This window comes from Atopobium minutum 10063974 (assembly GCF_000364325.1).
GTDB classification, from domain to species: domain Bacteria; phylum Actinomycetota; class Coriobacteriia; order Coriobacteriales; family Atopobiaceae; genus Atopobium; species Atopobium minutum.
Map to the genome: position 1 here is coordinate 1,310,204 of NZ_KB822533.1, position 24,677 is coordinate 1,334,880.

Consider the following 24,677-nt stretch of genomic DNA (forward strand, 5'->3'; position numbering starts at 1 on the left):
GTTACTCTCCGTCTCGTGTAATATCTGCAAAGCAAGCGTTAAGGAAGTGTGCAAGCTCCTCGGGATTTACTTGCAAAGAAAGCCCACGCTTACCGCCCGAGATCCCAATTTCATCAAAGAGCTGTGCCGTTTCATCCAACAAGGTAGGAAACTGCTTCTTCATACCTACGGGCGAACAGCCGCCCCGCACATATCCGGTAGTTGCTTCCAAATCCTTCATGGGCAACATGGACAAGCTCTTCTCGCCTATGGCATGAGCAGCCTTTTTGAGATCAAGCTCACAGGCAACAGGAATGCAGCATACCACTACGCCTGCTGAAGGAGTGGTAGTCACCAAGGTTTTAAAAGCAGCATCTTTGTTCTCGCCTAAAACCTCGGCAATGCGTACTCCAACACCAGAAGAAAGGTCCTCATTGTTGGCATCATAGCTCAGACTGCGATACGCAATGCCACCCTGCTCCAATGCGCGCATGGCATTTGTCTTAGAAAGCTTTTGCTTGCGTGCCACCAACTACTCCTTTGCCAGAAGGCGTGCTCGTGCTCTATCGCGCTCCAAAATGGGCGCGAGATACTTTGCGGTTTGGCTTTGCTCGATGGTAACCAACTGCTCGGGCGTGCCATACCCAACAATAGTACCGCCACCGGCACCACCTTCGGGACCGAGATCCAAAATACGATCCGCCATCTTGATAACATCCAGATTATGTTCAATTACCAACACGGTATTGCCGGCATCCACCAACTTTTGCAACACGTTTACCAACTGACGAACATCCTCAAAATGTAGGCCCGTGGTAGGCTCGTCCAAAATATAGAAGGTTTTGCCTGTTTGCTGACGGTGAAGCTCTTTGGCAAGCTTGACTCGCTGAGCTTCTCCACCAGAAAGAGTCGTAGCGCTCTGACCCAAATGCACATAACCCAAACCCACGTCATACAAGGTTTGCAGCTTATTTTTAATACGCGGAATATTGGCAAAAAACACCAAGGCCTCGTGGACCGTCATTTCGAGCACATCAGAAATAGACTTGCCATGATACAAAACTTCAAGGGTTTCTCGGTTATAACGCTTGCCCTGACATACCTCACAAGGGACGTATACATCGGGCAAAAAGTTCATCTCTATCTTGATCTGTCCATCGCCCTTGCAGGCCTCACACCGGCCACCGGACACATTAAATGAAAAACGTCCAGGACTGTAGCCGCGAGCACGTGATTCAGGCGTGGAAGCAAAAAGAGCACGCAGGTCATCCCACAAACCAATATAGGTTGCAGGATTAGAGCGCGGTGTGCGACCAATGGGAGACTGATCAATATCAATGACCTTATCAATACACTTTTTGCCCTCAGCATCCACAAGACCGCTGAGCTTTTTGTAGGGACCCACAGCGCGCTTGGAATGCTGTATCTCATTGGTAAGCGCAGGAGCAATGGTGTCGGTTACCAGGGAAGACTTACCTGACCCCGATACACCGGTTACCACCGTCAGGGTGCCATACTCAATTTTTGCCGAAATATTCTTGAGGTTGTTAGCCGAAGCTCCTGTAATTTTGAGCGCACCACGACGAGGATTGCGTCGTTTGGCCGGCAGAGCAATCATGCGCTGACCTGTAAGATACTGACCTGTAAGTGACTTCTGACTATCCATAATTTGTTGCGGCGTACCGCATGCTACAAGCTTGCCGCCCAGCTCGCCTGCCCCGGGCCCCATGTCTATAACATAGTCTGCTGCGCGAATGGTGTCCTCATCGTGCTCGACCACAATGACCGTATTGCCCATATCGCGCAAACGTTGCAGGGTTTCAATAAGGCGATCATTATCACGCTGATGCAAGCCAATGGATGGCTCGTCCAAAATGTACAACACACCCATTAGACCAGCGCCGATTTGTGTAGCTAGGCGAATGCGCTGGGCTTCTCCACCAGAAAGCGTAGCCGCCGCTCGACTTAAGGTGAGATAATCCAAGCCAACGTTCACCATAAAACGCAGGCGTGCCACAATCTCACGAACAATCGCAGCACCAATGCGCTGCTGGCGCTCGGTAAGGGTCAAAGCCTCAAAAAAGTTCAAGGCATCCGCACAAGAAAAATCGCAGACCTGCTGGATGTTCTTATCGCCAACCGTAACTGCCAGATACTCAGGCTTCAAACGAGCTCCGTAACAGCTAGGACAAAGATCCTCGGTAATGTACTTTTCCAGGTGCGTTTTCATGGTTTCAGACGTCGTTTGCTGGTACTTCTCAAACACAATGTGACGTACGCCAGAAAATTCAGTAAACCAATGGGTATCACGGCCATCACGCGTGTGATAATCCACGCGAATCTTGGTCTTCCCCAAGCCATCAAGCAGCGCCTGCTGAGTTTTTGCCTTCAGTTTATTCCAGGGTGTAGTGTCCTTCTCGCCCATATGCGCGCATACTGCCGAGAAAATCTGCGGATAGTAGTTGGAATGATCAAAAATGGAGCCAAACACTCCCTCTGAAACCGACAGCGTAGGATCCTGGATAAGCGCTTCTATATCCACCACGCGCCTGGTACCCAAGCCGTCGCAATCGGGGCAGGCACCATACGGAGCGTTAAATGAAAAATCACGCGGTTGTAGATCATCAATGGAATGCCCATGCTCAGGACAAGCCAACGCCAAAGAATAGCTGAGCAGCTCCCCCGCTGCACCAGAAGCATCCTGGGCGTCCTGTGCGCCTGGGACATCCTGTGCAGCTGGAGCGTCCTTTTGAGCACTGCGATCCGGAAGCAGATAAAAACTGACACGACCAGCAGCCAAACGTGTGGCGTTTTCTACCGCCTCTGCAATGCGCCGCAGCGACTGTTCACGGATAACAATGCGATCCACCACAACCTCAATGGTGTGCTTGAACTTTTTGTCCAATTTGATCTGCTCTTCAAGCTCGCGCACTTCTCCATCAATACGTACACGAGAAAAGCCTTCTGCCCTCAGATCCTCAAACAGCTTGGTGTACTCACCCTTACGACCCAAAACGACGGGTGCCAATACCAAAGCACGACGTCCTTGGCCAACTTCAAAGACCTTATCGGCCACCTGGTCGGTGGTTTGACGTTCAATAACGCGTCCGCACTCAGGACAATGTGGCACACCGATACGCGCATACAGCAAGCGCAGGTAGTCATAAATTTCTGTAACCGTACCCACGGTGGAGCGCGGATTACGACTGGTTGTTTTTTGATCAATGGAAACTGCCGGAGAAAGGCCATCAATGGAATCCAGATCAGGCTTGTCCATCTGGCCTAAAAACATGCGGGCATAGCTCGATAAAGACTCTACATAGCGACGTTGACCCTCGGCGTAGATAGTATCAAAGGCAAGGCTCGACTTACCAGAGCCTGACAAGCCAGTAATAACCACCAACTTATCACGTGGAATAGTAACATCCACATTACGCAAATTATGCTCTCGAGCACCACGAATAACAATAGAATCTGACGACATGCTTTCCCTTACTAACCTATATCGAACCACCCATGCACACATACGCACAGATGGCATGCATACCCACTAAGCTAGTTTTTTGTACCCAACAAGCAGGAGGGCCTTACAAGCACCCAACGCTCATAAGAAGCTTTACACATTTCTCAAGAGCTCCATAAAAAAGGTGCTGACTTACGCCAACACCTTTTACAACAGCCTTTACAGCGGTCTATAGCCTATCACGTACAAAATCTCGTACAGAAGCGCTCAAGGCGCAGTTTGTAGGCTCGGCAGACCCAACTGCCTTACGCAAGAGCCTCATTGATGGCAACTGCGCAGGCAACGGTAGCACCAACCATAGGATTGTTGCCCATGCCAATAAGACCCATCATATCTACATGCGCAGGAACAGAACTAGAACCAGCAAACTGCGCATCGGAGTGCATACGACCCATGGTATCGGTCATGCCATAGGATGCAGGACCAGCAGCCATGTTATCAGGATGCAAAGTGCGACCAGTACCGCCACCGGAAGCTACCGAGAAGTACTTCTTGCCAGCAGCCAAACGCTCCTTCTTATATGTACCAGCAACGGGGTGCTGGAAGCGCGTAGGATTGGTGGAATTGCCCGTAATGGAAATGTCCACGTTCTCATACCACATAATGGCAACACCTTCGCGCACGTCATCGGATCCATAGCAGTTTACTGCAGCACGAGGACCTTCAGAATAGGCGATCTTCTCTACAACAGTCAGCTCACCTGTGTAGTAGTCAAACTGGGTTTTTACGTAGGTAAAACCATTGATGCGAGCAATGATTTGTGCAGCATCCTTACCAAGACCGTTCAAGATAACGCGCAGAGGCTTCTTACGAGCCTTGTTTGCGTTGTTTGCAATACCAATTGCGCCCTCTGCAGCGGCAAAAGACTCATGACCAGCCAAGAATGCAAAGCACTCGGTGTCTTCACCCAAAAGCATGGCACCAAGATTGCCGTGACCTAAACCAACCTTACGATCATCGGCAACAGAACCTGGTACGCAAAATGCCTGAAGACCAATACCGATGGCAGAAGCTGCCTGCGATGCGTTAGTTACCTCGCCCTTCTCGGCCTTTTTAAGAGCAATCGCACAGCCAAGGGTATACGCCCACGCAGCATTCTCAAAGGCAATGGACTGAACGCCCATGACAATCTCACGTGGATTAAACCCCTTCTGTACGCAAAGCTGTTCTGCCTCTTCTAAGGAAGCAATGCCGTACTCGGCCAAGGCTTTATTGATGGTGTCAATACGACGCTCATAGCCTTCAAATGTAATTGCCATATTCTTGCTCCCTTCTTACTCTTCGCGAGGATCGATAACCTTGGCAGGATTGTCCCACTGACCATAACGACCCATAGCATCGTCTACAGCCTTTTTGGGATCCACACCCTTTTTTAGAGCATCGGTAAATTTGCCCAGGTTAAGGTACTCAAAACCAATAATCTCGTTCTTCTCGTTAAGAGCCAGATGGGTTACATAACCCTGAGTAAGCTCAAGATACCGTGCGCCCTTTTCCTTGGTGCCATAGGTGGTACCAACCATGGAGCGCAAGCCTTTACCCAGATCATCAAGACCGGTACCCACAGGAAGTCCGCCCTCAGAAAATGCGGTCTGAGTACGACCATACACAATCTGCAAGAACAACTCACGCATAGCGACGTTGATGGCATCGCATACCAGGTCGGTGTTGAGTGCCTCAAGAATGGTCTTACCAGGCAAAATCTCTGCTGCCATAGCAGCGGAATGGGTCATGCCTGAGCATCCGATCGTCTCGACAAGTGCCTCCTCAATTACACCGTCTTTGACGTTAAGGCTCAACTTACAAGCACCCTGCTGAGGTGCGCACCAACCAACACCGTGCGTATAACCTGAGATGTCACCGATTTGCTTGGCCTGAACCCACTTACCCTCTTCGGGGATGGGCGCGGGACCGTGGTATGCACCCTTAGCAACGGGGCACATATGCTCCACTTCCACTGAATATTGCATGGAACTCCTCTCGTTCGTTCAAGATAGCGTTATCGCTATCCCCCTCCTTCGAACTTTCTCTATCATAACCAAAAAACACCCCCATTTATAAAAACAACCATGATTAGTTGACAAATTTATGCATGTAAACTGCATAGTTGCACAGTATTTCCTAGTCAATCAAATCACGGTATTTTGGTAGGAAATAGCCCTTTTGGGAAAATGAGCACGCCAAGAAACGGTGCTCATTATTAAGACAACGTAAGTTGTTAGTAGGAAAGAGCCCCTGATGAGAAAACATGCCACGAGAGGGTAGAATGCAAGATACCGATAAAAGCTATGCGCACGAACAGAGCTTTATGGCGTGCGCTTATATAGGAGGACTCTATGGATACGTGCTCAGATGATCGTCCGATCACTATGACCGATAGCAAGGGCAACCCATCTGATAGGTATGCTCAAAATGACCTCTCAAAGGTCAAGCACGTCATTGGCGTGGTGTCGGGCAAGGGTGGTGTTGGCAAGTCCCTCGTTACGGGCATTTTGGCAACCAACCTTATGCGCGCAGGATACCGCGTAGGTATTTTGGATGCCGATATTACCGGCCCTTCCATTCCCAAAATGTTTGGTATGTCTGGAAAGCATGCCACCGGTATTGGCAACCTGCTCCTACCCAACATATCCAAACATGCCATCAAGGTTATGAGCGCTAACTTGGTACTCAAAGATGAGTCTGACCCCGTTATCTGGCGTGGACCTGTTTTGGCAGGTGCCATCCGTCAATTTTGGAGTGAGACCAGCTGGGGCAGCATAGATTACCTGCTGGTGGACATGCCTCCCGGAACAGGTGATGTGGCTCTTACCGTATTTAAGTCTCTTCCCCTTGAAGGCGTGGTTATTGTGAGCTCGCCCCAAGATTTAGCACGCATGATTGTGGGTAAGGCTGTTCGTATGGCGCAACTCATGAACATTCCCATATTGGGTCTTGTAGAAAACATGAGCTATGCTACCTGCCCTGACTGTGGCAAAAAGATTGAGCTTTTTGGTGCAAGCCACGTGGATGAAACCGCAGCCGAATATCACATTCCTGTTTTGGGTCGCCTGCCCCTTGACCCAACCATTGCTGCCGCTGTAGATGCAGGCACCTTTGAAGAAAGCCTCCCAGAAGACCTGCTTCCTCATGCCGTGGAGCTGCTCACCAAGCTGCCCGATGGCGCTACTCCCCCTGTATCCTCAGAATCTCAGGAGTAAGTGTGGCTATCTCTAAAGCATCCGCCCGCAAAAAACAACGTGCCCAGGCACGTGCTGCTGCTCGCCACGTACAGCTTTTGCCCGTATATGACGTGATCGTCCTTGGCGGTGGCGCCGCTGGTCTTGTCTGCGCCATTACTGCTGCAGAGGCTGGTGCCGCTACCCTGCTTATCGAGAAGGACTACGAATGTGGCCGCACTATCTTAGCCACCGGCAATGGCCGCTGTAACTTTACCAACCTCTACCTCGAAGCCAAGTACTTTAACAAGCCCGACTTTGTTGAACCCGTCCTTGGCGCCACGCCGCTCAAAGATATTCTCGATTTCTTCCGCGAGAGTGGCCTTATGTGGACGCAAAAGGAGGGTCGCCTGTATCCGCGCAGTTTATCCGCTGCATCCGTGCGTGCTGTCCTGCTCCATCGTGCGCAGCGTGCTGGTGTTGTTGTAGCGTGCTGCCGAGAAGTTCAAACAACATGCTACGATCGTACAAGCGGTCTCTATCAGCTCAGCGTACAAGAAATCTTTGATGAGCACAGTCCTGGCAAACAAATCCAGCTCGGTGCGCCCAAGCTCATTGTGGCAAGCGGTGGCGGCAGCTGTGGTTTTCTCGATAGCTTGGGGCTATCCCGCATTGATACGCGCCCTGGCCTGTGTGCCTTAAGCTGCAAGCCCAGTTTGCTCAATCAACTGGATGGTAAACGCAGCCAAGCAAGCCTAGCGCTGTTTAAAGGACCTTTTCCTCATATGATCGAGAAGGGCGAGGTGCTGTTTCGTAGCTATGGACTTTCTGGCATTGCAGTGTTTAACCTCTCACGGACAGCAGAGCCTGGTGACGTAATAGAGATTGACCTGGTGCCCGAGTATTCCGAGGGTGAGATTGGTCAGCGCATCTTTGAGCTTGGCACGCAGGATACCAGCTACGACGGTATTTTAGACCCCGCTATCGCACAAGTTGTCTTACGCATGGCACACGATGCTTCTGAGCAAAACCTTGCACACTTTATTAAGCACGTGCCAACGGTGGTCAGCAGCCTGGCAGACACAGCACATGCGCAGGTAACACGCGGTGGTTTTGCCTGCAGCTCTTTTGATCCCACAAATCTTGAGGCACGGGACTACCCCGGACTGTATTGTGTTGGTGAAGCACTGGATATTGATGGAGCCTGCGGTGGCTTCAATCTATCCTGGGCATGGAAGTCCGGCATGGTTGCAGGTGCCCATGCGGCCAGCAGTCCAGCCAGCAAGCCGGATAGTCACCAGTAACAGCACGGTCCACCTAACGTACTCCCTTTTCCTTATGGTCCTCTTTTGTCTCTAGCTACGAGGAGCGTCATGATTCAAGTTTCTAACCTGCGTGTAGACCCCCGCAGTGAAGACGGTACCCAACAGTCTGAAGTGCGAGCAGCAACACAAGCACTGCTCAGACGCCTACATCTGCATCAAGAAGATATCCAAAGCGTAGAGTTGGTCCGCCGCTCCATTGATGCACGCAAGCGTAACAACGTACAGCTGCTCTACACGGTGCGTGCTGCGCTTGTTGGAGGCACCAATGCCGAACGCGCGCTTCTTAGCAAATTAACCGCGCGTCATGACGAGAAAAACGTCAGCTTTCCAAACCTCGCACATCCCAGCCACCCTGTACGTAAGACCAATCCGCTTGAACAGCGTGTGGTTGTCGTAGGCGCTGGTTGTGCCGGTTTGTTTTGTGCACTGTCTTTAGCTAAAGCTGGCTTAGAGCCCCTACTCATCGAACGCGGAGATAGTGCTGCACGCCGCACACAGGTGGTGGATCACTTTAACAAGACCGGTGCACTTGATCAGGAGTCAAACATTCAATTTGGCGTGGGTGGCGCCGGAACATTTTCTGATGGCAAACTTGCTACCGGCACTAAAAGCCCTCTGCACCGCCTCATCATGGAAACCTTAGTGGACAAAGGTGCTTCTCAAACCATTTTGTGGGATGCACATCCCCATGTAGGAAGCGATGTCCTTCCACAGGTAGTAGATGGTATTTGTGAGCAGATTACCGCTTTAGGCGGAGAGGTTCGTTGCCGCACAAAGCTCGTAGACCTTATGCTGCAGCAGGGCAAGCTCTGTGGTGTGCGTGTGCTTAACACAGATCCTCTCACGGGCATAGCTACCGAGCAAACCATCCCCACTCAACAGCTTGTACTTGCCAGTGGTCATTCTGCTCGTGATGTCTTTGAACTGCTGTACTGCAAGCAGATCTTCTTGGAGCGCAAGACCTTTGCGATGGGCGTTCGCATTGAACATTTGCAAACAGCAATTGACCGCGCTCAGTATGGTTCAGCTGCTGGTTTGCCAAGTTTAGGTGCCGCGCCTTACAAGCTGGTTTCACACCTCAAAAATGGCCGTAGCGCTTTTTCCTTTTGCATGTGTCCCGGCGGCTTTGTGGTTGCTGGCGCAAGTGAGCCCGAAGGCGTGGTTACTAACGGCATGAGCTTAGCTGCGCGCGCAGGCAAAAACGCTAATGCCGGACTGCTGGCTAATGTCTTTGCCCAAGATCTTGCAGGCGATAACCCCTTGGAGGGCCTCAAACTGCAGCGTAGCTGTGAGCACAAGGCCTTTGAGATGGGTGGTGGAAACTTTGTAGCTCCCGCTCAACTGGTGGAAGACTTTTTGAAAAACCAAACCTCAAGTTCCCAGGGCAGTGTAGCGCCAAGCTATCCACGTGGGGTAAGCTGGGGTAAGGTTGACGATTGTTTGCCCAACTATATCACGGATACTTTGCGCGCTTGTATCCCAAAAATGGATATGCAGCTGCATGGGTTTGCTACAGCAGATGCTGTGCTTACCGGCGTGGAATCTCGCTCCAGCTCCCCGGTTCGCATCACACGCAATGATCAGTTCCAAAGCATCAGCTGTGCTGGCCTGTATCCCTGCGGTGAAGGCGCTGGCTATGCGGGAGGTATTATGAGTGCAGCTACTGATGGCCTACGCGTAGCACAGGCCCTTATCGACAACATACGTGGTCAAAGCCGCTAGCCACTAGCTACTAGCCGCTAAATCAACTCATCCTCATCATTCTCGGCACCCACCGCTTCACGGAATGAAATATTGCGGTTAAGGAAAAACTGGCAGGCTCCTACCAGCGCTACAGCAATAAGCTTCAAATACACGGGGATAATCCAGGGAAGCTGCGCCTGACCAAAGCCAATAATGCACTCGGACACCATAAGACCCAGGGCACCTATCGAGAAAAACGCAAGGTAGCGGCGGAGCATCTTATCCGATACCTTGAAGGTGTACCGACAATTGATAAAGAAACTCATGGTTACACCCACCAGCGTAGATGCAGCATTGGCCACCAAAGGCATAATGTTAAAACCGCTGGTCATTAGCCAAAAGAGCAGTGTGTCCGTTGCAGAACATAAAGCGCCAAAGGCGCCATAGCGCACAAACTGCCTCAAAAGCCCCACGTGTGGCTTAGTGTTTGCCGTGTCTGTTGTATCGACGCCGCGTTGCATGTGTGCTACCCTTTCGAGCTCCCGCCTTTAAGCGACGCATAATCTCATCTTCTGAGGTGCCCTCCACCAAAGCCTTAAGCTCCACTAACTGGTCTCGAAGTGTTGCAGCACGCTCAAAGTCCATACTACCTGAAGCGCTTACCATTTCTTCCTCTAAAGATGCAATAATTTTATGCACCTCATCAAGAGAAAGCTCGCTCATCTCATCTGCAAGCTGCTCAGCCGTGGTAGTGCTGGGCGTAAAGAACGTTCCATCCTTACGGGAACGCTTATCCAAGTTTTGGTGAGCATCCTCAATAAAACTGGATACATCGGTCAGAGATTTTTTAACGGTTTGCGGTGTAATGCCATGCTGCTCATTAAAGGCTTCTTGCAGTGCACGACGGCGGCGTGTCTCGGAAATAGCACTGCGCATGGAATCTGTCATGGTATCCGCATACATGATGACCTTGCCCTGCGCGTTGCGCGCAGCGCGCCCTATGGTCTGAATCAGAGAGCGACGATTGCGCAAGAAGCCTTCCTTATCGGCATCCAAAATGGCTACCAAAGACACTTCGGGTATATCAAGTCCCTCACGCAGCAGGTTAATTCCCACCAACACATCAATCGTCCCGCGGCGCAAATCACCAATGATTTCTACGCGATCCAAGGTATCGGTATCTGAATGCATGTAATTTACTTTGATGCCAGCATCCAACAGGTGATCCGTCAAATCCTCAGCCATACGCTTGGTAAGCGTGGTAACCAGCACGCGCTCTGATCGAGCCACCCGGCTGCGGATCTCTTCTTCCAAATCATCTATCTGACCGCGAATAGGACGTACATCAATCATAGGATCGAGCAAACCTGTGGGTCGGATGATCTGCTCTACCTCTTGTTGTGTAACTGCCTGTTCGTAATCTCCCGGAGTAGCGGAAACGTAAATGAATTGCGGAATGCGCTGTTCAAATTCATCAAAACGAAGGGGACGATTATCCAAAGCAGAGGGCAGACGAAAACCATGCTCCACCAGCGTGACCTTACGAGAACGATCGCCCTCGTGCATGCCGCGAATTTGCGGCAGTGTCACGTGGCTCTCATCAATAATGCACAGCATATCTTCTGGGAAGTAATCAATGAGCGTAAAGGGAGGCTCTCCAGGGGCGCGACCATCAAGATGTCTTGAATAGTTCTCAATGCCATTGCAATAGCCCATGTTCTCAAGCATCTCAAGGTCGTAGGCGGTACGCTGCTGAAGGCGCTGTGCCTCCAACAAGCGATCGGATGCTTTAAGCTCGCTCAAACGCTGCTCAAGCTCATCATTAATCGTGGTAAGCGCTTGATTGACCTTAGGGCGCTCGGTTACATAATGCGAGGCAGGCCAAATAGGCACCGCATCAAACTCACACAGCACTTCACCCGTTGTGTTAGAAATCTCAGCGATACGCTCGATCTCATCGCCAAAAAACTCTACACGCAAAGGATTTTCCGCATAGGGCGGATACACATCCACCAGACCTCCGCGCACACGAAAGGTACCGCGCGATAAATCATAGTCATTGCGATCGTACTGCACATCAATAAGCTCACGGATAAATTCATCGCGCTCAAGAGGGGTACTTTTGTCCACAGTTGGAGCCAATCCAGCATAATCTTCAGGACTACCAATACCGTAAATGCAAGAAACGGATGCCACAACAATCACATCACGGCGCGAGAGCAGACTCGCTGTTGCCTGGTGACGCAGCTTCTCAACCTCCTCATTGATGGAGGAATCTTTTTCTATATAGGTATCAGAAGACGGAACATAGGCCTCAGGCTGGTAATAGTCATAGTACGAGACAAAATACACCACGGCATTATGAGGAAACAGTTCCTTCATCTCACTTGCTACTTGAGCGGCAAGCGTTTTATTGGGCTCCATAATAAGCGTAGGGCGATTGAGCTTCTCGATAGTTTTTGCCATCGTAAACGTCTTGCCAGAACCCGTAACACCTAAGAGGGTTTGATAGCGCAGACCTTCCTGTATGCCTTGAGCAAGCTTCTCAATGGCTTGCGGTTGATCTCCAGCAGGATTATAGGGCGAGACAACCTGGAGCTGTGCATCGGAATGAGTCACGCCAAAACGACGCAACTGTCCACCAAACTGATGATGCGCCTTAGCATGCATAACTTGCGCTTGCAGTTGCTGTTGTGACTGTGTCATTGATGTAAATCCCCTTTATGCACCTATGCCTCCCGGCCACAGGCGCTGATAGTCCGCGTAAGCTAAATGCACCCGCTCCAAATACAGTGCTGTCTCTGGATACGAGATTGCCGTCTTAAAGTCTGCATTTGCATTCGCCTGTGATGACCACTGACGTACTGTTCCTATACCCGCATTGTAGGCTGCAATTACTTTGTCGGTACTCCCCAGCTGTTTTTGCAAATATGCTAAATAGGCACAGCCATACTCGATATTTGTTGCAGGATCTTGCAGGTTTGTGGCCTTGTATTTTGAAGCATCTACCAGACCGAATTCCGACAACTCTTGCGCGGTTGCAGGCATGAGCTGCATCAGGCCCTGCGCTCCTGCCGGACTGCTTGCTTTTTCATTCCAGCCGGACTCACAGCGGATAACCGCACACACCAAATAGGGGTCCACCCCATGGCGCCCCGCCGACTCCAGTACCTGTTGAGGCCAGGGAACCGGAGCTATGACCTTACGAGTAATGCTTGCTGGAAGCGCTTCAAACCCTGCAGAAAAAACCGCTAAGACCATCATAATCAGAAGTGGCACCACACGAAACCAGCGCAAGAAGCGCAGACGACTACGAAACACCATGTACGCGCTCCTTCCACCACAACGCTATTGCCCCTGCCAGAGCATCCTCATCCAAGCTGTTATCCACTATCGTATCAGCATGTGCACGCAACCATTGGTCAGATGCTTGCTTGCTCGCACGTGCCCAAAAGTCCGCCTCAGTCATACCACGCTCACCTGCTCGCTTGCAGCGCAGCTCAATGGGTGCATCTATCAACACCACTTCGTCCGCCAGATCCAACCACTCAGGCACACGATCCGGCAGGGGCACCTCAATTACACAAATACGTTCTGCCTTAGGGGCGGACACTGCATTTACACCTACCGTATGGCTTTGCGCATTCCCCGCTACTGCCCGCTTTTGAGCTGCCGCTAAGCGCAACAACAGCTCATGCTTGATTGCAGGAAGTTCAAGTTTTTCCAGAAGTGCCGTGGAGGCTGCACTCTTAAATGCGCGTTGCGCCAAAAGTGCCCTATCAACCCGACCGCTTTTCTTATCCAGCACGTCTGTGCCAAACGTCTGCGCAAGAACCTGCTTGAGCTGCTCATCTGTATCCAAAACATAACGAGACAGCTCATCTAAATCTATGACCTGCGCCCCTAAAGACGCAAGTTGCCTCGAGACGCGAGATTTTCCCGAGGCAATTCCACCAGTTAAAACTACTATGTATAACGGTTCATACACCTGTTTGTGTTACTCCATAGCGGTCCTGACAGCTGCAATATATCCATCCCAGAGCAACTTATCTGTTGCCAAAGCTTGCCATGTATACTCAGGATGCCATTGTACGCCCAAACAAAAGTGCTTGGTAGGCACTTCAATGGCCTCAGGAATGCCGTCCGTTGCTTCGGCAACCAAAACAGCTTCTTCTCCCAGCAGCTCAAGTGCACAATGATGGCAGGAATTAACCTGTAACTGGGTGGTTTGCACACAGTGATACAGCAAGGAATCCTCATCAACGCGCACGGGATGTGCCACCTGTTTGAGCGCTGCAGTATGACGCCAATGCACCATATCCTGTGGTGTATCAAGCTCAAGGTAATTCATACTCAGGGTGCCGCCCAAGGCAACATTAAGAAGCTGAGCGCCACGGCAAATCGCAAACAAGGGCTTGTCTTCATCAAGAGCAAGCCTCATCAAAGCCAGCTCATACGCATCGCGCTCGGGACACAAAAGGCTGGTATCATAATTGGGATCTCCACCCCACAAGCTGGGATTTACATCCTGCCCTCCCTGAAACGCTAAGCCATCACACATATCAAAATAGCTGCGTATAAGCACGGGATCTGTCGTGATAGGCAGCAGCAACGGAAGACCCCCGGCAGCAAAAATAGCTTCTGCAAACACCTGGTCTATATACTCACGCTGAGAGATGTACTCCCCTGTTTCTTGATCAAAACCAGGATCGATATATCGAGGAGGAACACCAATAATGGGGCGCTTCTCATAAGCTTGAGCAGACACAGTATCTGTAAGCCCACGGTCCGTTGTATCAGTATGCATAGACAAAATCCTCTTTAATGACCTTTAATGGAGTTGAGAAACTCACGAGCGCGCTCAGACTGGGGGTGCTCAAAGAACTCGTCAGGAGTACCCTGCTCAACAATGCGGCCATCTGCCATAAATACCACGCGATTAGCCACACGACGAGCAAAGTTCATTTCATGAGTAACCACCACCATGGTCATGCCCTCATTAGCCAGCTCTACCATGACTTCCAACACCTCATTGATCATCTCTGGATCAAGGGCGCTTGTTGGCTCATCAAACAACATAGCCTTTGGGTGCATGGCAAGAGAGCGTGCAATAGCCACACGCTGCTGCTGACCACCGGAAAGCATGGCAGGGACCTTGGAGGCCTGAGCCTGAACGCCAACGCGCTTAAGCAGATCCATGGCTTCCTTTTGGGCCTGCGCCTTATCGCGCTTCAAAACCTCAATGGGACCCATCGTAACGTTTTCCAAAATGGTCTTATGGGCAAAGAGATTAAAGGACTGAAACACCATACCCACCTCAGCACGAAGTCGTGCCAGCTCCTTTCCCTCTTGAGGAAGGGGCACGCCATCAATAAGGATTTCTCCCCCATCGATGGTTTCAAGGCGGTTGATGGTGCGGCATAAGGTAGATTTACCGGAACCCGAAGGTCCAATAATCACAACTACCTCGCCTTTCTCGACAGACAAATTGATGTCTTGCAGCACGTGCAAGTCGCCATAATGTTTATGTACACCGCGCAGTTCAATGATGGGATGCGCTTGAGAAGTCTGCTCTGTCATAATTCTCCGATCGCTACTTATACGGGCTCTTCATTGGAGCGACCCAAAACTTGTGTACCGCTACGACGTGCCAAATAGACGGACAGTTGATTGATGATGTAGTTAAGCACAATGTAGATCAGCGCCACCACAAAATACGTGGATACCAAGGCATCATAATTGGTGACAAGCACGCGCGCGTTTTGCAACAGATCCGGATAGCTCACAATGTACGCAACCGTCGTGTCTTTTACCACAACAACCAACTGCGAAATAAGCGAGGGAATAACAAACTTAATCGCTTGTGGAAGCACAATCTTAAAGGTGGTTTGCATGCGGCTCATACCTAAAGAGATGGCCGCCTCGCGCTGGCCCTTGGGAACGGCATTCATGCCCGCGCGCAACACCTCTGCCAACACACCCGATGCCGCAAAGGCAATGGGCAAGGTAAGCATCCAAAACGCTGGAAGCCTCAGGCCGTACTGCGGAATTACTAAGAAAAAGAAGTAGATTAGCAACAGGCTAGGAACCCCGCGAAAAAAGTTTATGACCACGCGAGAAATAGTGCTGAGCACACGGATCTTGGAACGACGGCCCAACATGAGCACCAAGCCCAAAATCAAGGCGAGAATACCTGCAGTAATGGAAACCTCAAGCGTGCCCACAAATCCCTCTCCCAAAAAGCGCCAGGTAGTCCAATATGTAAAGAAGCGCCAGTATTTGGCAGACAGCTGTCCAGTTACATAAAAACGCTGCACGATTGCCGCTATGCCCACAGCAAGCACAAGAGATGCAATGATGGTACCAATTAAAATCTTACGCTGCGTTTTTGGTCCGGGCTGCTCATAGAGGACGTCGCGCATGGATGTAGTATCGCGTTGTGCATTCATCGCTTGATCCTCACTTTCTTATCGAGCTTATCGCCAGCAAAACCAATGACAAATGCCGTAAGTGCATAGGCTAAAGCGGAGACCATAAAGGGCATAATACCGCCCACAGAGCGTGTGTTGATAAAGGAAACCAAACCCGTAAGCTCATTGGGCGACAAGGGAACTTGCGAGCCCAAAGCCGTGGTAAGCATGACCGCAATAAACAGATTGGTCATGGGCAAAATGGCTGAACGCAAGGCCTGAGGAATTACAACAAGTCGCAGCATCTGCATGAAGGATAAACCCAAAGAACGTGCCGCCTCAATTTGGCCCACACCTATGGTATTGATGCCACTCATAAAGTTTGCAGATCCAAAGGCAGAGGCGATAAGTACCGTGGTTACGATCACGCACTCACGATAATCGAGCACTACCTTGAGATTCGGCAGCGCATACACACAGATAACCAGCAAAGAAATGCCTGGAATGTTACGGAAGATTTGCACATAAAAATCCCCTACTTTGCGCAAGGGTGCAATGGGACTTACGCGCAGCACGGTAATAACTATGGACACAACCATGACACAGGCAAACGAAACCAACGTCATTGACCAAGTGGTTAACAAGGCCTGGATATACATGGTGCCATATAGAGAAATAAGCTCCGAAAAACTCAAGGTACACCTCCCTAAAGATGCAATAACGGCTCTTCGTGTAGCACACTCACGAAGAGCCATTTATAAGCTACAGAAGTTCTTGAAGCTATAGAACCGTCGTCTTAGCCCTCAATAGTAGGAGCATCGGGAGTCTGAGAAATGCCTGCACGATCGCCAATGCAAATCTTCCAAAGCTTAGCCCAGGTGCCATCCTCTACAACCTTTTTCAAAAATGCGTTAACAAAGGCAACGCCATCGGAATTAAGGGGCAGGCCAACACCATAGTTGTCTTTAGGACCAAAGGCATCGCCAGCAAGACGATACTTACCAGGATTCTTTACCATTGCACCGGTTTGCATGGTGATGTCAATAACGTAAGCATCTACACGACCCTGCTCAAGAGCGGTACGTGCTTCTTCATCGGTACTAAACTCTTGCACCTTTGCCTTGGGAGCATACTGCTCCAAAATGGAAGGACCGGTAGAACCAGACTGAGCAGCCACCGTCTTGTCTGCCAAATCATCAATGCTATTGATGTCTTTGTTGTCTGCCTTTACCAAAATACCCTGCTGGGAGGTGTAGTAAGGACCAGCAAAAGAGATGACCTTCTTACGATCATCATTGATGGTATAGGTAGCAAATACAGCATCTACCTGATCATTCTGAAGTACGGACTCACGGGTATCAGAGGTTACTTGGGTTACCTCATTCTTGGTCTCATCGCCCAAGATGTAACGGGTAAGCAGCATGTACAAACCGGCATCAAAACCACGAACCGTATTGTCCTTCTCGTTGAGCAAGGCAAACAAGGTAGAGGTTTTTACACCACCAACACGAAGGGTGCCGGCATTCTTAACCTTCTTTGCCCACTCAGAAGCATCAATATCAGCATCAGATGCGGTTGAACCCTGAGAGACAAGCTCATCAAAAGCCTTGGCATCAAGCTCTGGAGTAGCCGTCTGTGCCGTGGAATCCTTTTTGATCTCTTCACCCTCACTGCAGCCCACAAGCGTAAAAACAGCAGCGGTTGCAACACCACCAAGACCAAGGGCAATAGCCTGGCGCCTATTCATCATTGTGCTCGTAAATTTCTCCATAAGGTCTTCCTCTCAAAGTAAAGACTGGATTTACCAGCTCTTTTGTGGCATGCCTAAACGTAGGGAATATATTCCCCAAATTTGGGTGTATTTATACAGTATAGAAAGGAGACCAAATAAAATTGATCTCCTTCACGCTTTATAGCACTTAGATACAAAAATTACATGTAATAGTTACAGCTATTATTTGTAATATGAGATTCCACCCTTATGCAAGGTGCTCCCCTACCACATAGGCACGAGTAAGCTTTGCGGTCTGTACCAGAGCATCCGCATGGCAGCGCTCGCGGCCATGTGTATTAAGGCAAGCCATACCAAACGCGGCGCTCTTCATATTATTGCCCAAGCAATATGCAGCGGAAGCATCTGTAGAATAGTGGAAGCACACCTGTGTGTTCCACTTCCCCTCATCACATACCTTTTGAGCAGCACCGATAAGCTGGTTAGAAAGCTCCCAATCATAGGGTCCACGAGCATCAGAAACAATAATGCCTACAGAGTGCTCATCACCATCGTAGTCAGGGCCAAGCAAGGTAATGTCTAAGGCTACATACTCGCTTATCTCGGCAGGAACATAAGAGCCACCATGACCAATTTCCTCAAAGATAGGAAATGCAAACACGGTGTCAAACGCCGGCTTTGTACCCGTAGCCTTCATCCATTGCAGGGTGTCTAACAACACCGCTACCGCAGCTTTATCGTCAATATAACGACCAACCAGATAGCCATTGTCATACGACACAAAATGCGGATCAACCGCCACGATGGCACCAGGCGTTATGCCTAACAAACGAGTATCCTCAGCAGTTTTGACGTCACCAATAATGGAAATGGACATATGGTCTTCATCACGAGGGGTTTCTCGGCAGTCTGCAAACACGTGAACGGAGTGCTTGTTGCAAATAAGCTGACCATCCACCACATTGCCATTACGACAATGAATGCGAACGGTCTCCCCCTCAATAGAGTGATAGTTAATCCCGCCAAGCTGGCGCACACGCAGGGTACCATCATCATTAAAGCCGCGGACGATAAGACCAATAGTATCTAGATGGGCTCCCAAACAGACGGTTTTGCTGGAGTCTTTACCAGCAACATGTACGTAGGCAGTGGATTTGTTGTCCGTGTACATGCTATAGCCCATATTTGCGAGCAGCTGCTTAAGATACGCATGAATCTCTGGGTAATAACCCACGGGGCTGTCCACTTCAATAAGCTTGCGTGTGGTTTCCACCAGATATTGAGCGTCAATGTCATAGGTCATGTATGGTTCTTCTTTCTGTTTGCTTAACAGGTGCTTGGCAGGTGCTTTCCAAAAACTGAGATGCGTGGGCACTGATTGCTGCAGAACAAGAATCAGGCTACTTTGCAACTACCTGGGGCTTTGCATATTGAGCAACCAACTCTTGGAGCATGTCTACCATGGCCTCAAGCTCAGGAACGGGCACAAATTCGCGTACACCATGAGCATTGTAGTAGCAGGCGGACAGATTGGCACACGCAAAACCACGGAAAGAAAGCTGGCTGCCATCTGTACCACCGCGCATGGGAATACAGGTCATCTCTGTGTTAATGCTGGCATACGCACGACGGGCATTATCGATTAAGTGCTTATACTCGGGCCTGGTGACCACATCTGCAAGGTTGTGATACTGGTCATGCACATCAACCGTTATGACTTCTTGACCAAACTGCAGATTGATAAAAGCAGCAGCGTCACGCATGGTTTGCTTACGTTTTTCTACCAGTGCTTGATCATGATCACGAATGATATAGTCTGCCGCAGCCTGCTCACAGTCACCACTCATACGCTCAAGATAGTAAAAACCGTCGTAGCCCTCCGTGTACTCAGGGCGCTCTTGGACAGGAATCATCTGATGGAATTTCATAATGGCCTCTGCCGCATTAATCATAACGCCCTTAGCGGTACCGGTATGGACGGACAGGCCCTTGGCACGCACGTTTACCTCGGCAGCGTTAAAGGTCTCATAGCAAAACTCACCCAGAGGACCACCGTCAATGGTGTAGCCAAAGCTTGCGCCAAACTTCTCTATATCCAACAGGGCGGCACCGTGACCGATCTCCTCGTCAGGCACAAACGCGATTGAGAGGCGTGGGTGAGGCAATGAAGGATTGTCTTTTAAGCGCGCCAGCAATGAAACGATCATGGCTACGCCGGCCTTATCGTCACCGCCAAGCAAAGAGGTACCGTCTGAGGTAATCAGATCCCACCCCACCATGTTGGTCAGATGCTCATTGGTTTGGGGAGAAACAAAGACCTCTTTACCATCACGATCATTGCCAATGACCAACGTTCCGCCCTCATAGTGCTTGATTTGAGGACGAACTACATCACCGTAGCTTTGCCAAGCTGTGTCTAGATGGCAGCACAGTCCCAAGGCTGGAAGGTCTTGCGCACCCTCAGACGCGGGCCAATGGGCGGTAAGATATGCATGTTCATCTACCTCTACCTCTTGAGCGCCAAGCTCTTTTAAATCCGCAGCAACTACACGGGCCATCTCAAACTGACTGGGCGTAGAAGGAACCGTATCTGCAGTTAGTGGATTGGACTGTGAGGCCACTTCACAATACTTTATAAAACGCTCAACAACATCACTCATAACATACCTTTCATAGAGGTAGGGCCCGCCGTTTGTGCGAGCCCTATACGTTTCATCTGCTTTGTGTTATTGCATGGCTGTGTTGCCATTCATGGCTGCCACTAACGCCGCGTTAAGTGCAGGCGTACGCTGATCTTCCGATAAGGTCTTATCATACAAATGACAAGCACACATATGTCCACCCTCTACCTCCGTGAGCTCGGGAGCACGCTGAGTGCAGACCTTCATACACTTGGTGCAACGCGTGTGAAACACACAACCCTGTGGAGGATTGGTAGGGCTAGGAACGTCACCTTGCAAGATTCTTTTATCTTGAATGCGCTCATGTGCAATGCGAGGAATAACATCCAAAAGTGCTTGGGTGTACGGATGGAGGGGCTTCTCGAAAAGATCGTCCTTGCGTGCTAGCTCCATCTCATGACCCAAGTACATAACCATAACCGTATCGGAAATGTGCTTTACCACCGAGAGATCATGGCTGATAAAAATATACGAAAGCCCCAGCTTTTCCTGCAGCTCTTCGAGCAGATTAATAACCTTTGCTTGCACAGAAACGTCCAAGGCAGACACAGGCTCATCGCACACAACAATATCTGGAACAAGCGCAATGGCGCGAGCAATACCTATGCGCTGACGCTGACCACCAGAAAACTCGTGGGGATAGCGATACTTGTACGAAAGGTCTAGGTTTACTGCATCCATGACCTCCTCAATACGGCGGTCACGCTCTTTCTTGGTTTTGCAAACGCCTGCAATATCAAGCGGCTCTGCAATGATATCCGCAACCGTCATACGAGGATTAAGTGAGCTATAGGGATCCTGGAAGATCAGTTTGAGCTTTTGGCGTGCAGCCGTAAGCTCGTTGCCGCTCAAGCTCGTAAAGTCCGTATCACCCACCTGCACCGTACCGCTCGTAGGTTCTGTTAAGCGTAAGATGCACTTGCCTGTGGTGGATTTACCACAGCCAGATTCTCCTACTATGGCAAAGGTCTCTCCACGATGCAGCTCAAAGGATACATCCTCAAGCGCATGCACCATCTGATGAGACTTGCTAAACAAACCTTTTTTAATGGGGTAATGCTTGGTGAGGTGTTCTACCTTAAGCACCACATCGGTGGTATCAAAACTTTTACCCATGCTTACTCACCCCAGCTTTCGGTATACATCCAGCAGGCAACCCTATGGTTCTTATCGCCCTTAACCTTCTCAAACTGAGGCGTGTGCTTACGACAGATACTCTTTGCAAAGGGGCAGCGTGGATGGAAGGGACAACCATCGGGCATATCTGCCAACATAGGAACATTACCAGGAATGGCATAGAGGGTATCCACCGCGGAATCCAAAGAAGGAATAGAGTTGATAAGACCCTTGGAATACGGATGTAGCGGATTGGTAAACAGCTCTGGCGCCACGGTGTACTCCACCTTGTGGCCCGCATACATAACCAGCACCCAATCTGCCATTTCGGATACCACACCCATATCATGCGTGATAAGCATAACGGCTGTGTTGAGCTCTTCTCGCATTCGGTCTATGAGCTGCAGGATCTGAGCTTGAATGGTTACATCCAAAGCAGTGGTTGGCTCATCACAAATAAGCAGCTCGGGCTGACAAGCCAAAGCTATAGCAATCATGATACGTTGGCGCATACCACCAGAAAGCTCATGTGGATAGCTCTTAAAGACCTTCTCGGGAGCAGGGATACCAACCAGCTTAATCATCCTCAAAGCACGGGCATCCGCCTCTTTTTTATCCATTTTAGGATTGTGCGCTAGGATGCCTTCACGGATTTGCTTACCCGCTGTCATAACAGGATTAAGCGAGGTCATGGGCTCCTGGAAAATCATGCCGAGCTTGTTACCACGATATTGACGCATTTCATCCGCAGTAAGCTTAGTCATATCTACGCCCGAAAGCTCAATGGAGCCGTTGGTAATCTTTGCAGGAGGCGTAGGCAAAAGGCCCATAACGGATAGCGCCGTCATAGACTTACCGCAGCCAGACTCGCCTACCACAGCAAGGGTTTCTCCCTTACGCATGATAAACGAAAGGTCGGTAATTGCCGGAAGAGCGCCATCCTCGGTAAACAACGTGACGCTTAAATCTTTAACGCGCAAAAGCACTTCTCGACGACCGCCTTCTTTAAGGCGCTCGCATACCAGATCTTCTGCCACCTCGGCATATTCCTGAGCTACCGCATCGGAGTTGGTAACATGTTTGGTCTGTTCTTGGGTCATGGTTCCTCCTCCCCTATGAACGCATCTTGGGATCGAGTGCATCGCGCAGCGCATCACCCAACAGATTAAAGGCCATAACGGTAATGATGACAGCCAAACCAGGGACGACAGAATAATTGGTATTAGACTGAATATACGGCTGCGATGCAGAAATCATCTGACCCCACGAGGACATGGGTGGTTGTACACCCAAACCCAAAAATGACAGCGAAGCCTCAGACAAAATAGCATTAGGAATACCCAGCGTAGAGACAATAATCAGCGTAGAGACACAGTTGGGAAGCAGGTGCTTCATAATAATGCGCCAGCTCTTACCACCGCTTAAAATGCAGGACTGAATATACTCAGAGCCCTTAAGGCGCATAACGTCACCTCTAACCAAACGCGCGGTACTGGTCCACATAAGCAAACCTAAAGCTACATACAGATTGGTAAGTCCAGGTCCCATAACAAACATGACGACAATGGCAAACAGCAAGAATGGGAAGGACGAGAAAACCTGGATGATAAAAGAGATGACTGCATCTACCCAGCCACCAAAGTAGCCAGCACAAACACCTGCAAAAAAGCCAATAAACAGTGCCAGCAACTGAGAAACCACTCCTACAGAAAGTGACACTCGGCAACCATAAATGACGCGCGACAAAATATCGCGACCAAACTCATCGGTGCCAAACAGGTGCGCCGCAGAAGGTTTTTGCAGCATATCCGCCAACGATTGGGTATCTGGATTGTAAGGTGTGAGCAGGGGCGCAAAAATTGCCACCACTACCAGCACCAAAACAACAAACAGACAAACCATACCCAGCTTGTTCTTCTTAAAGATGTTCCAACTAACCGCCCAGTAACTCTCTGCACGCTTTTTGCTTGGAGAAGTACGCTCATCTTGTTGAGCCTGAGCAGCGGATGTAGCAACCCGTTCGGCCTCTTGCACCTTTTGGGATTTTTTATCACTCGTTAACAGTGCCATTATTCTGCTGCCTCCCCTCCGAGTCGGATGCGTGGATCTACTACGGCGTAAAGCACATCTACGAGCAGGTACACAACTACGCAGATAAATGCAATGTACATAACGCCGCCCTCAATAAGAGGCAGATCACGTGCATTGATTGCATCGAGCAAAAGCTTGCCCACACCAGGAATGCCAAACACGGACTCAATGAGCAACGAACCCGTAAGGATGTTTCCTAACTGCGTACCCGCAATAGTAATAATGGGAATCAGGGCATTGCGCAAACCATGACCCAAAATAATGACACCAGGCTTTAAGCCTTTTGCTTCTGCAGTACGCATAAAATCTTGGTTAAGCACGTCCAGCATAGACGTACGCGTTACGCGAGCAATGGATGCAGCATATTGCGTGCCTAAAGCAATAACCGGCAGCACATAGCTGGCGGGTGTCTTTACACCAGATAAGGGGAACCACTTAAGGGTAAGCGCAAAAATAATCTGGACGATAATAGCCACCCAGAATGAAGGTGCAGAGATACCTAAGATCGAAAGTGCCATAAGGGTGCGGTCAATCCACTTACCATGGAAAACGGCAGCGACAACCCCAATAACCAGGCCAAAAACTAAAGCAAACAGATAGGCAAAGCCTGCAAGCACTCCCGTGATAGCAATAGCCTTAGCGATAAGGAATACGACCGGCTTCTTTTGGGTGTATGACACACCAAAATCACCCTGAATCATCCCGGTAAACCAGTTCACATACTGTTCCGGAATGGGCTTATCAAGACCCATATTGTGTCGTACTTGAGCAATGGTTTGCTCGTCTGCCATATCGCCCATCATGATGCGAACAGGATCTCCGGGAACGATATTAAGTACAAAAAATGTAATAAGCGAAATGCAAAAAATAACGCCTAGTGCCTGCAAAATCCTCTTTGTGAGGAAACTCCTCATCTGGCTCCTCCTATCATGCACGTGACATGCCTTACAGAAGCTACCACTCCTAACCTCCTGGCAACTGC

22 protein-coding genes are annotated in these 24,677 nt (G+C 49.9%); 3 read left to right on the forward strand and 19 right to left on the reverse strand.

The window, feature by feature from the left end; genetic code table 11:
- Position 1: 1 nt before the first annotated feature.
- From ybaK to HMPREF1091_RS06115, 4 genes are all read right to left on the reverse strand, one after another.
- Positions 2–508 carry a Cys-tRNA(Pro) deacylase gene (gene ybaK, locus HMPREF1091_RS06100; protein WP_002563933.1) on the reverse strand — a complete coding sequence of 169 codons (507 nt, stop codon included), beginning with the start codon at positions 506–508 and terminating at the stop codon, positions 2–4.
- 3 nt (positions 509–511) lie between these two features.
- Positions 512–3,463, reverse strand: a complete 2,952-nt coding sequence (uvrA, locus tag HMPREF1091_RS06105; protein WP_002563934.1) for an excinuclease ABC subunit UvrA — start codon at positions 3,461–3,463, stop codon at positions 512–514.
- A gap of 284 nt (positions 3,464–3,747) precedes the next feature.
- Positions 3,748–4,761 (reverse strand): GGGtGRT protein, encoded by a 1,014-nt coding sequence (locus HMPREF1091_RS06110; protein WP_002563935.1) that lies wholly within the window; start codon positions 4,759–4,761, stop codon positions 3,748–3,750.
- Positions 4,762–4,776: 15 nt separating this feature from the next.
- Complete coding sequence (locus HMPREF1091_RS06115; RefSeq protein ID WP_002563936.1) at positions 4,777–5,469, reverse strand: iron-sulfur cluster assembly scaffold protein; 693 nt, start codon at positions 5,467–5,469, stop codon at positions 4,777–4,779.
- A 399-nt stretch (positions 5,470–5,868) separates the two neighbouring features.
- Between HMPREF1091_RS06115 and HMPREF1091_RS06120 the strand changes: the two genes are divergently transcribed.
- The 3 genes from HMPREF1091_RS06120 to HMPREF1091_RS06130 all read left to right on the forward strand — a co-directional run bounded on the left by HMPREF1091_RS06120 (position 5,869) and on the right by HMPREF1091_RS06130 (position 9,704).
- Positions 5,869–6,699, forward strand: coding sequence for an Mrp/NBP35 family ATP-binding protein (locus HMPREF1091_RS06120; protein ID WP_040324393.1), 831 nt, complete (start codon positions 5,869–5,871; stop codon positions 6,697–6,699).
- Positions 6,700–6,701: 2 nt separating this feature from the next.
- Positions 6,702–7,961: an aminoacetone oxidase family FAD-binding enzyme gene (locus HMPREF1091_RS06125; protein WP_002563938.1), complete on the forward strand. Its 1,260-nt coding sequence runs from the start codon at positions 6,702–6,704 to the stop codon at positions 7,959–7,961.
- 69 nt (positions 7,962–8,030) lie between these two features.
- Positions 8,031–9,704, forward strand: a complete 1,674-nt coding sequence (locus HMPREF1091_RS06130) for an NAD(P)/FAD-dependent oxidoreductase (protein ID WP_002563939.1) — start codon at positions 8,031–8,033, stop codon at positions 9,702–9,704.
- A 17-nt stretch (positions 9,705–9,721) separates the two neighbouring features.
- Here the strand turns inward: HMPREF1091_RS06130 and HMPREF1091_RS06135 are convergent, their stop codons facing one another.
- The 15 genes from HMPREF1091_RS06135 to HMPREF1091_RS06205 form a co-directional block, all read right to left on the reverse strand.
- The gene (locus HMPREF1091_RS06135) at positions 9,722–10,186 is read right to left on the reverse strand and encodes a GtrA family protein (protein ID WP_002563940.1); all 465 of its coding nucleotides are present in this window, start codon (positions 10,184–10,186) and stop codon (positions 9,722–9,724) included.
- A complete protein-coding gene (gene uvrB / locus HMPREF1091_RS06140) occupies positions 10,146–12,335 on the reverse strand; it encodes an excinuclease ABC subunit UvrB (protein WP_035424968.1) in 2,190 nt (729 codons plus the stop codon). Before uvrB ends, HMPREF1091_RS06135 begins: the two co-directional genes overlap by 41 nt.
- 51 nt (positions 12,336–12,386) lie before the next feature.
- On the reverse strand, positions 12,387–12,989 hold the full coding sequence (locus HMPREF1091_RS06145) for a lytic transglycosylase domain-containing protein (protein ID WP_002563942.1): 603 nt from the start codon (positions 12,987–12,989) through the stop codon (positions 12,387–12,389).
- The gene (locus tag HMPREF1091_RS06150) at positions 12,976–13,653 is read right to left on the reverse strand and encodes a dephospho-CoA kinase (protein WP_002563943.1); all 678 of its coding nucleotides are present in this window, start codon (positions 13,651–13,653) and stop codon (positions 12,976–12,978) included. The genes HMPREF1091_RS06145 and HMPREF1091_RS06150 overlap by 14 nt, the downstream gene beginning before the upstream one ends.
- Before the next feature lie 9 nt (positions 13,654–13,662).
- Positions 13,663–14,472, reverse strand: coding sequence for a gamma-glutamyl-gamma-aminobutyrate hydrolase family protein (locus HMPREF1091_RS06155; RefSeq protein ID WP_002563944.1), 810 nt, complete (start codon positions 14,470–14,472; stop codon positions 13,663–13,665).
- A 14-nt stretch (positions 14,473–14,486) separates the two neighbouring features.
- Complete coding sequence (locus HMPREF1091_RS06160; protein WP_002563945.1) at positions 14,487–15,245, reverse strand: amino acid ABC transporter ATP-binding protein; 759 nt, start codon at positions 15,243–15,245, stop codon at positions 14,487–14,489.
- Between the two features lie 17 nt (positions 15,246–15,262).
- Positions 15,263–16,114: an amino acid ABC transporter permease gene (locus tag HMPREF1091_RS06165; RefSeq protein ID WP_002563946.1), complete on the reverse strand. Its 852-nt coding sequence runs from the start codon at positions 16,112–16,114 to the stop codon at positions 15,263–15,265.
- Positions 16,111–16,770 carry an amino acid ABC transporter permease gene (locus HMPREF1091_RS06170; protein WP_002563947.1) on the reverse strand — a complete coding sequence of 220 codons (660 nt, stop codon included), beginning with the start codon at positions 16,768–16,770 and terminating at the stop codon, positions 16,111–16,113. The genes HMPREF1091_RS06165 and HMPREF1091_RS06170 overlap by 4 nt, the downstream gene beginning before the upstream one ends.
- A 101-nt stretch (positions 16,771–16,871) precedes the next feature.
- Positions 16,872–17,846 (reverse strand): glutamate ABC transporter substrate-binding protein, encoded by a 975-nt coding sequence (locus HMPREF1091_RS06175; protein ID WP_002563948.1) that lies wholly within the window; start codon positions 17,844–17,846, stop codon positions 16,872–16,874.
- Between the two features lie 208 nt (positions 17,847–18,054).
- On the reverse strand, positions 18,055–19,110 hold the full coding sequence (locus HMPREF1091_RS06180; RefSeq protein ID WP_002563949.1) for a M20/M25/M40 family metallo-hydrolase: 1,056 nt from the start codon (positions 19,108–19,110) through the stop codon (positions 18,055–18,057).
- Between the two features lie 97 nt (positions 19,111–19,207).
- Positions 19,208–20,467, reverse strand: a complete 1,260-nt coding sequence (gene pepT / locus HMPREF1091_RS06185) for a peptidase T (RefSeq protein WP_002563950.1) — start codon at positions 20,465–20,467, stop codon at positions 19,208–19,210.
- A gap of 66 nt (positions 20,468–20,533) precedes the next feature.
- On the reverse strand, positions 20,534–21,604 hold the full coding sequence (locus tag HMPREF1091_RS06190; protein WP_002563951.1) for an ABC transporter ATP-binding protein: 1,071 nt from the start codon (positions 21,602–21,604) through the stop codon (positions 20,534–20,536).
- Positions 21,605–21,606: 2 nt separating this feature from the next.
- Complete coding sequence (locus HMPREF1091_RS06195) at positions 21,607–22,704, reverse strand: ABC transporter ATP-binding protein (RefSeq protein WP_002563952.1); 1,098 nt, start codon at positions 22,702–22,704, stop codon at positions 21,607–21,609.
- Between the two features lie 13 nt (positions 22,705–22,717).
- Positions 22,718–23,674, reverse strand: a complete 957-nt coding sequence (locus tag HMPREF1091_RS06200; RefSeq protein ID WP_002563953.1) for an ABC transporter permease — start codon at positions 23,672–23,674, stop codon at positions 22,718–22,720.
- A complete protein-coding gene (locus HMPREF1091_RS06205; RefSeq protein ID WP_002563954.1) occupies positions 23,674–24,609 on the reverse strand; it encodes an ABC transporter permease in 936 nt (311 codons plus the stop codon). The genes HMPREF1091_RS06200 and HMPREF1091_RS06205 overlap by 1 nt, the downstream gene beginning before the upstream one ends.
- Positions 24,610–24,677: the final 68 nt, after the last annotated feature.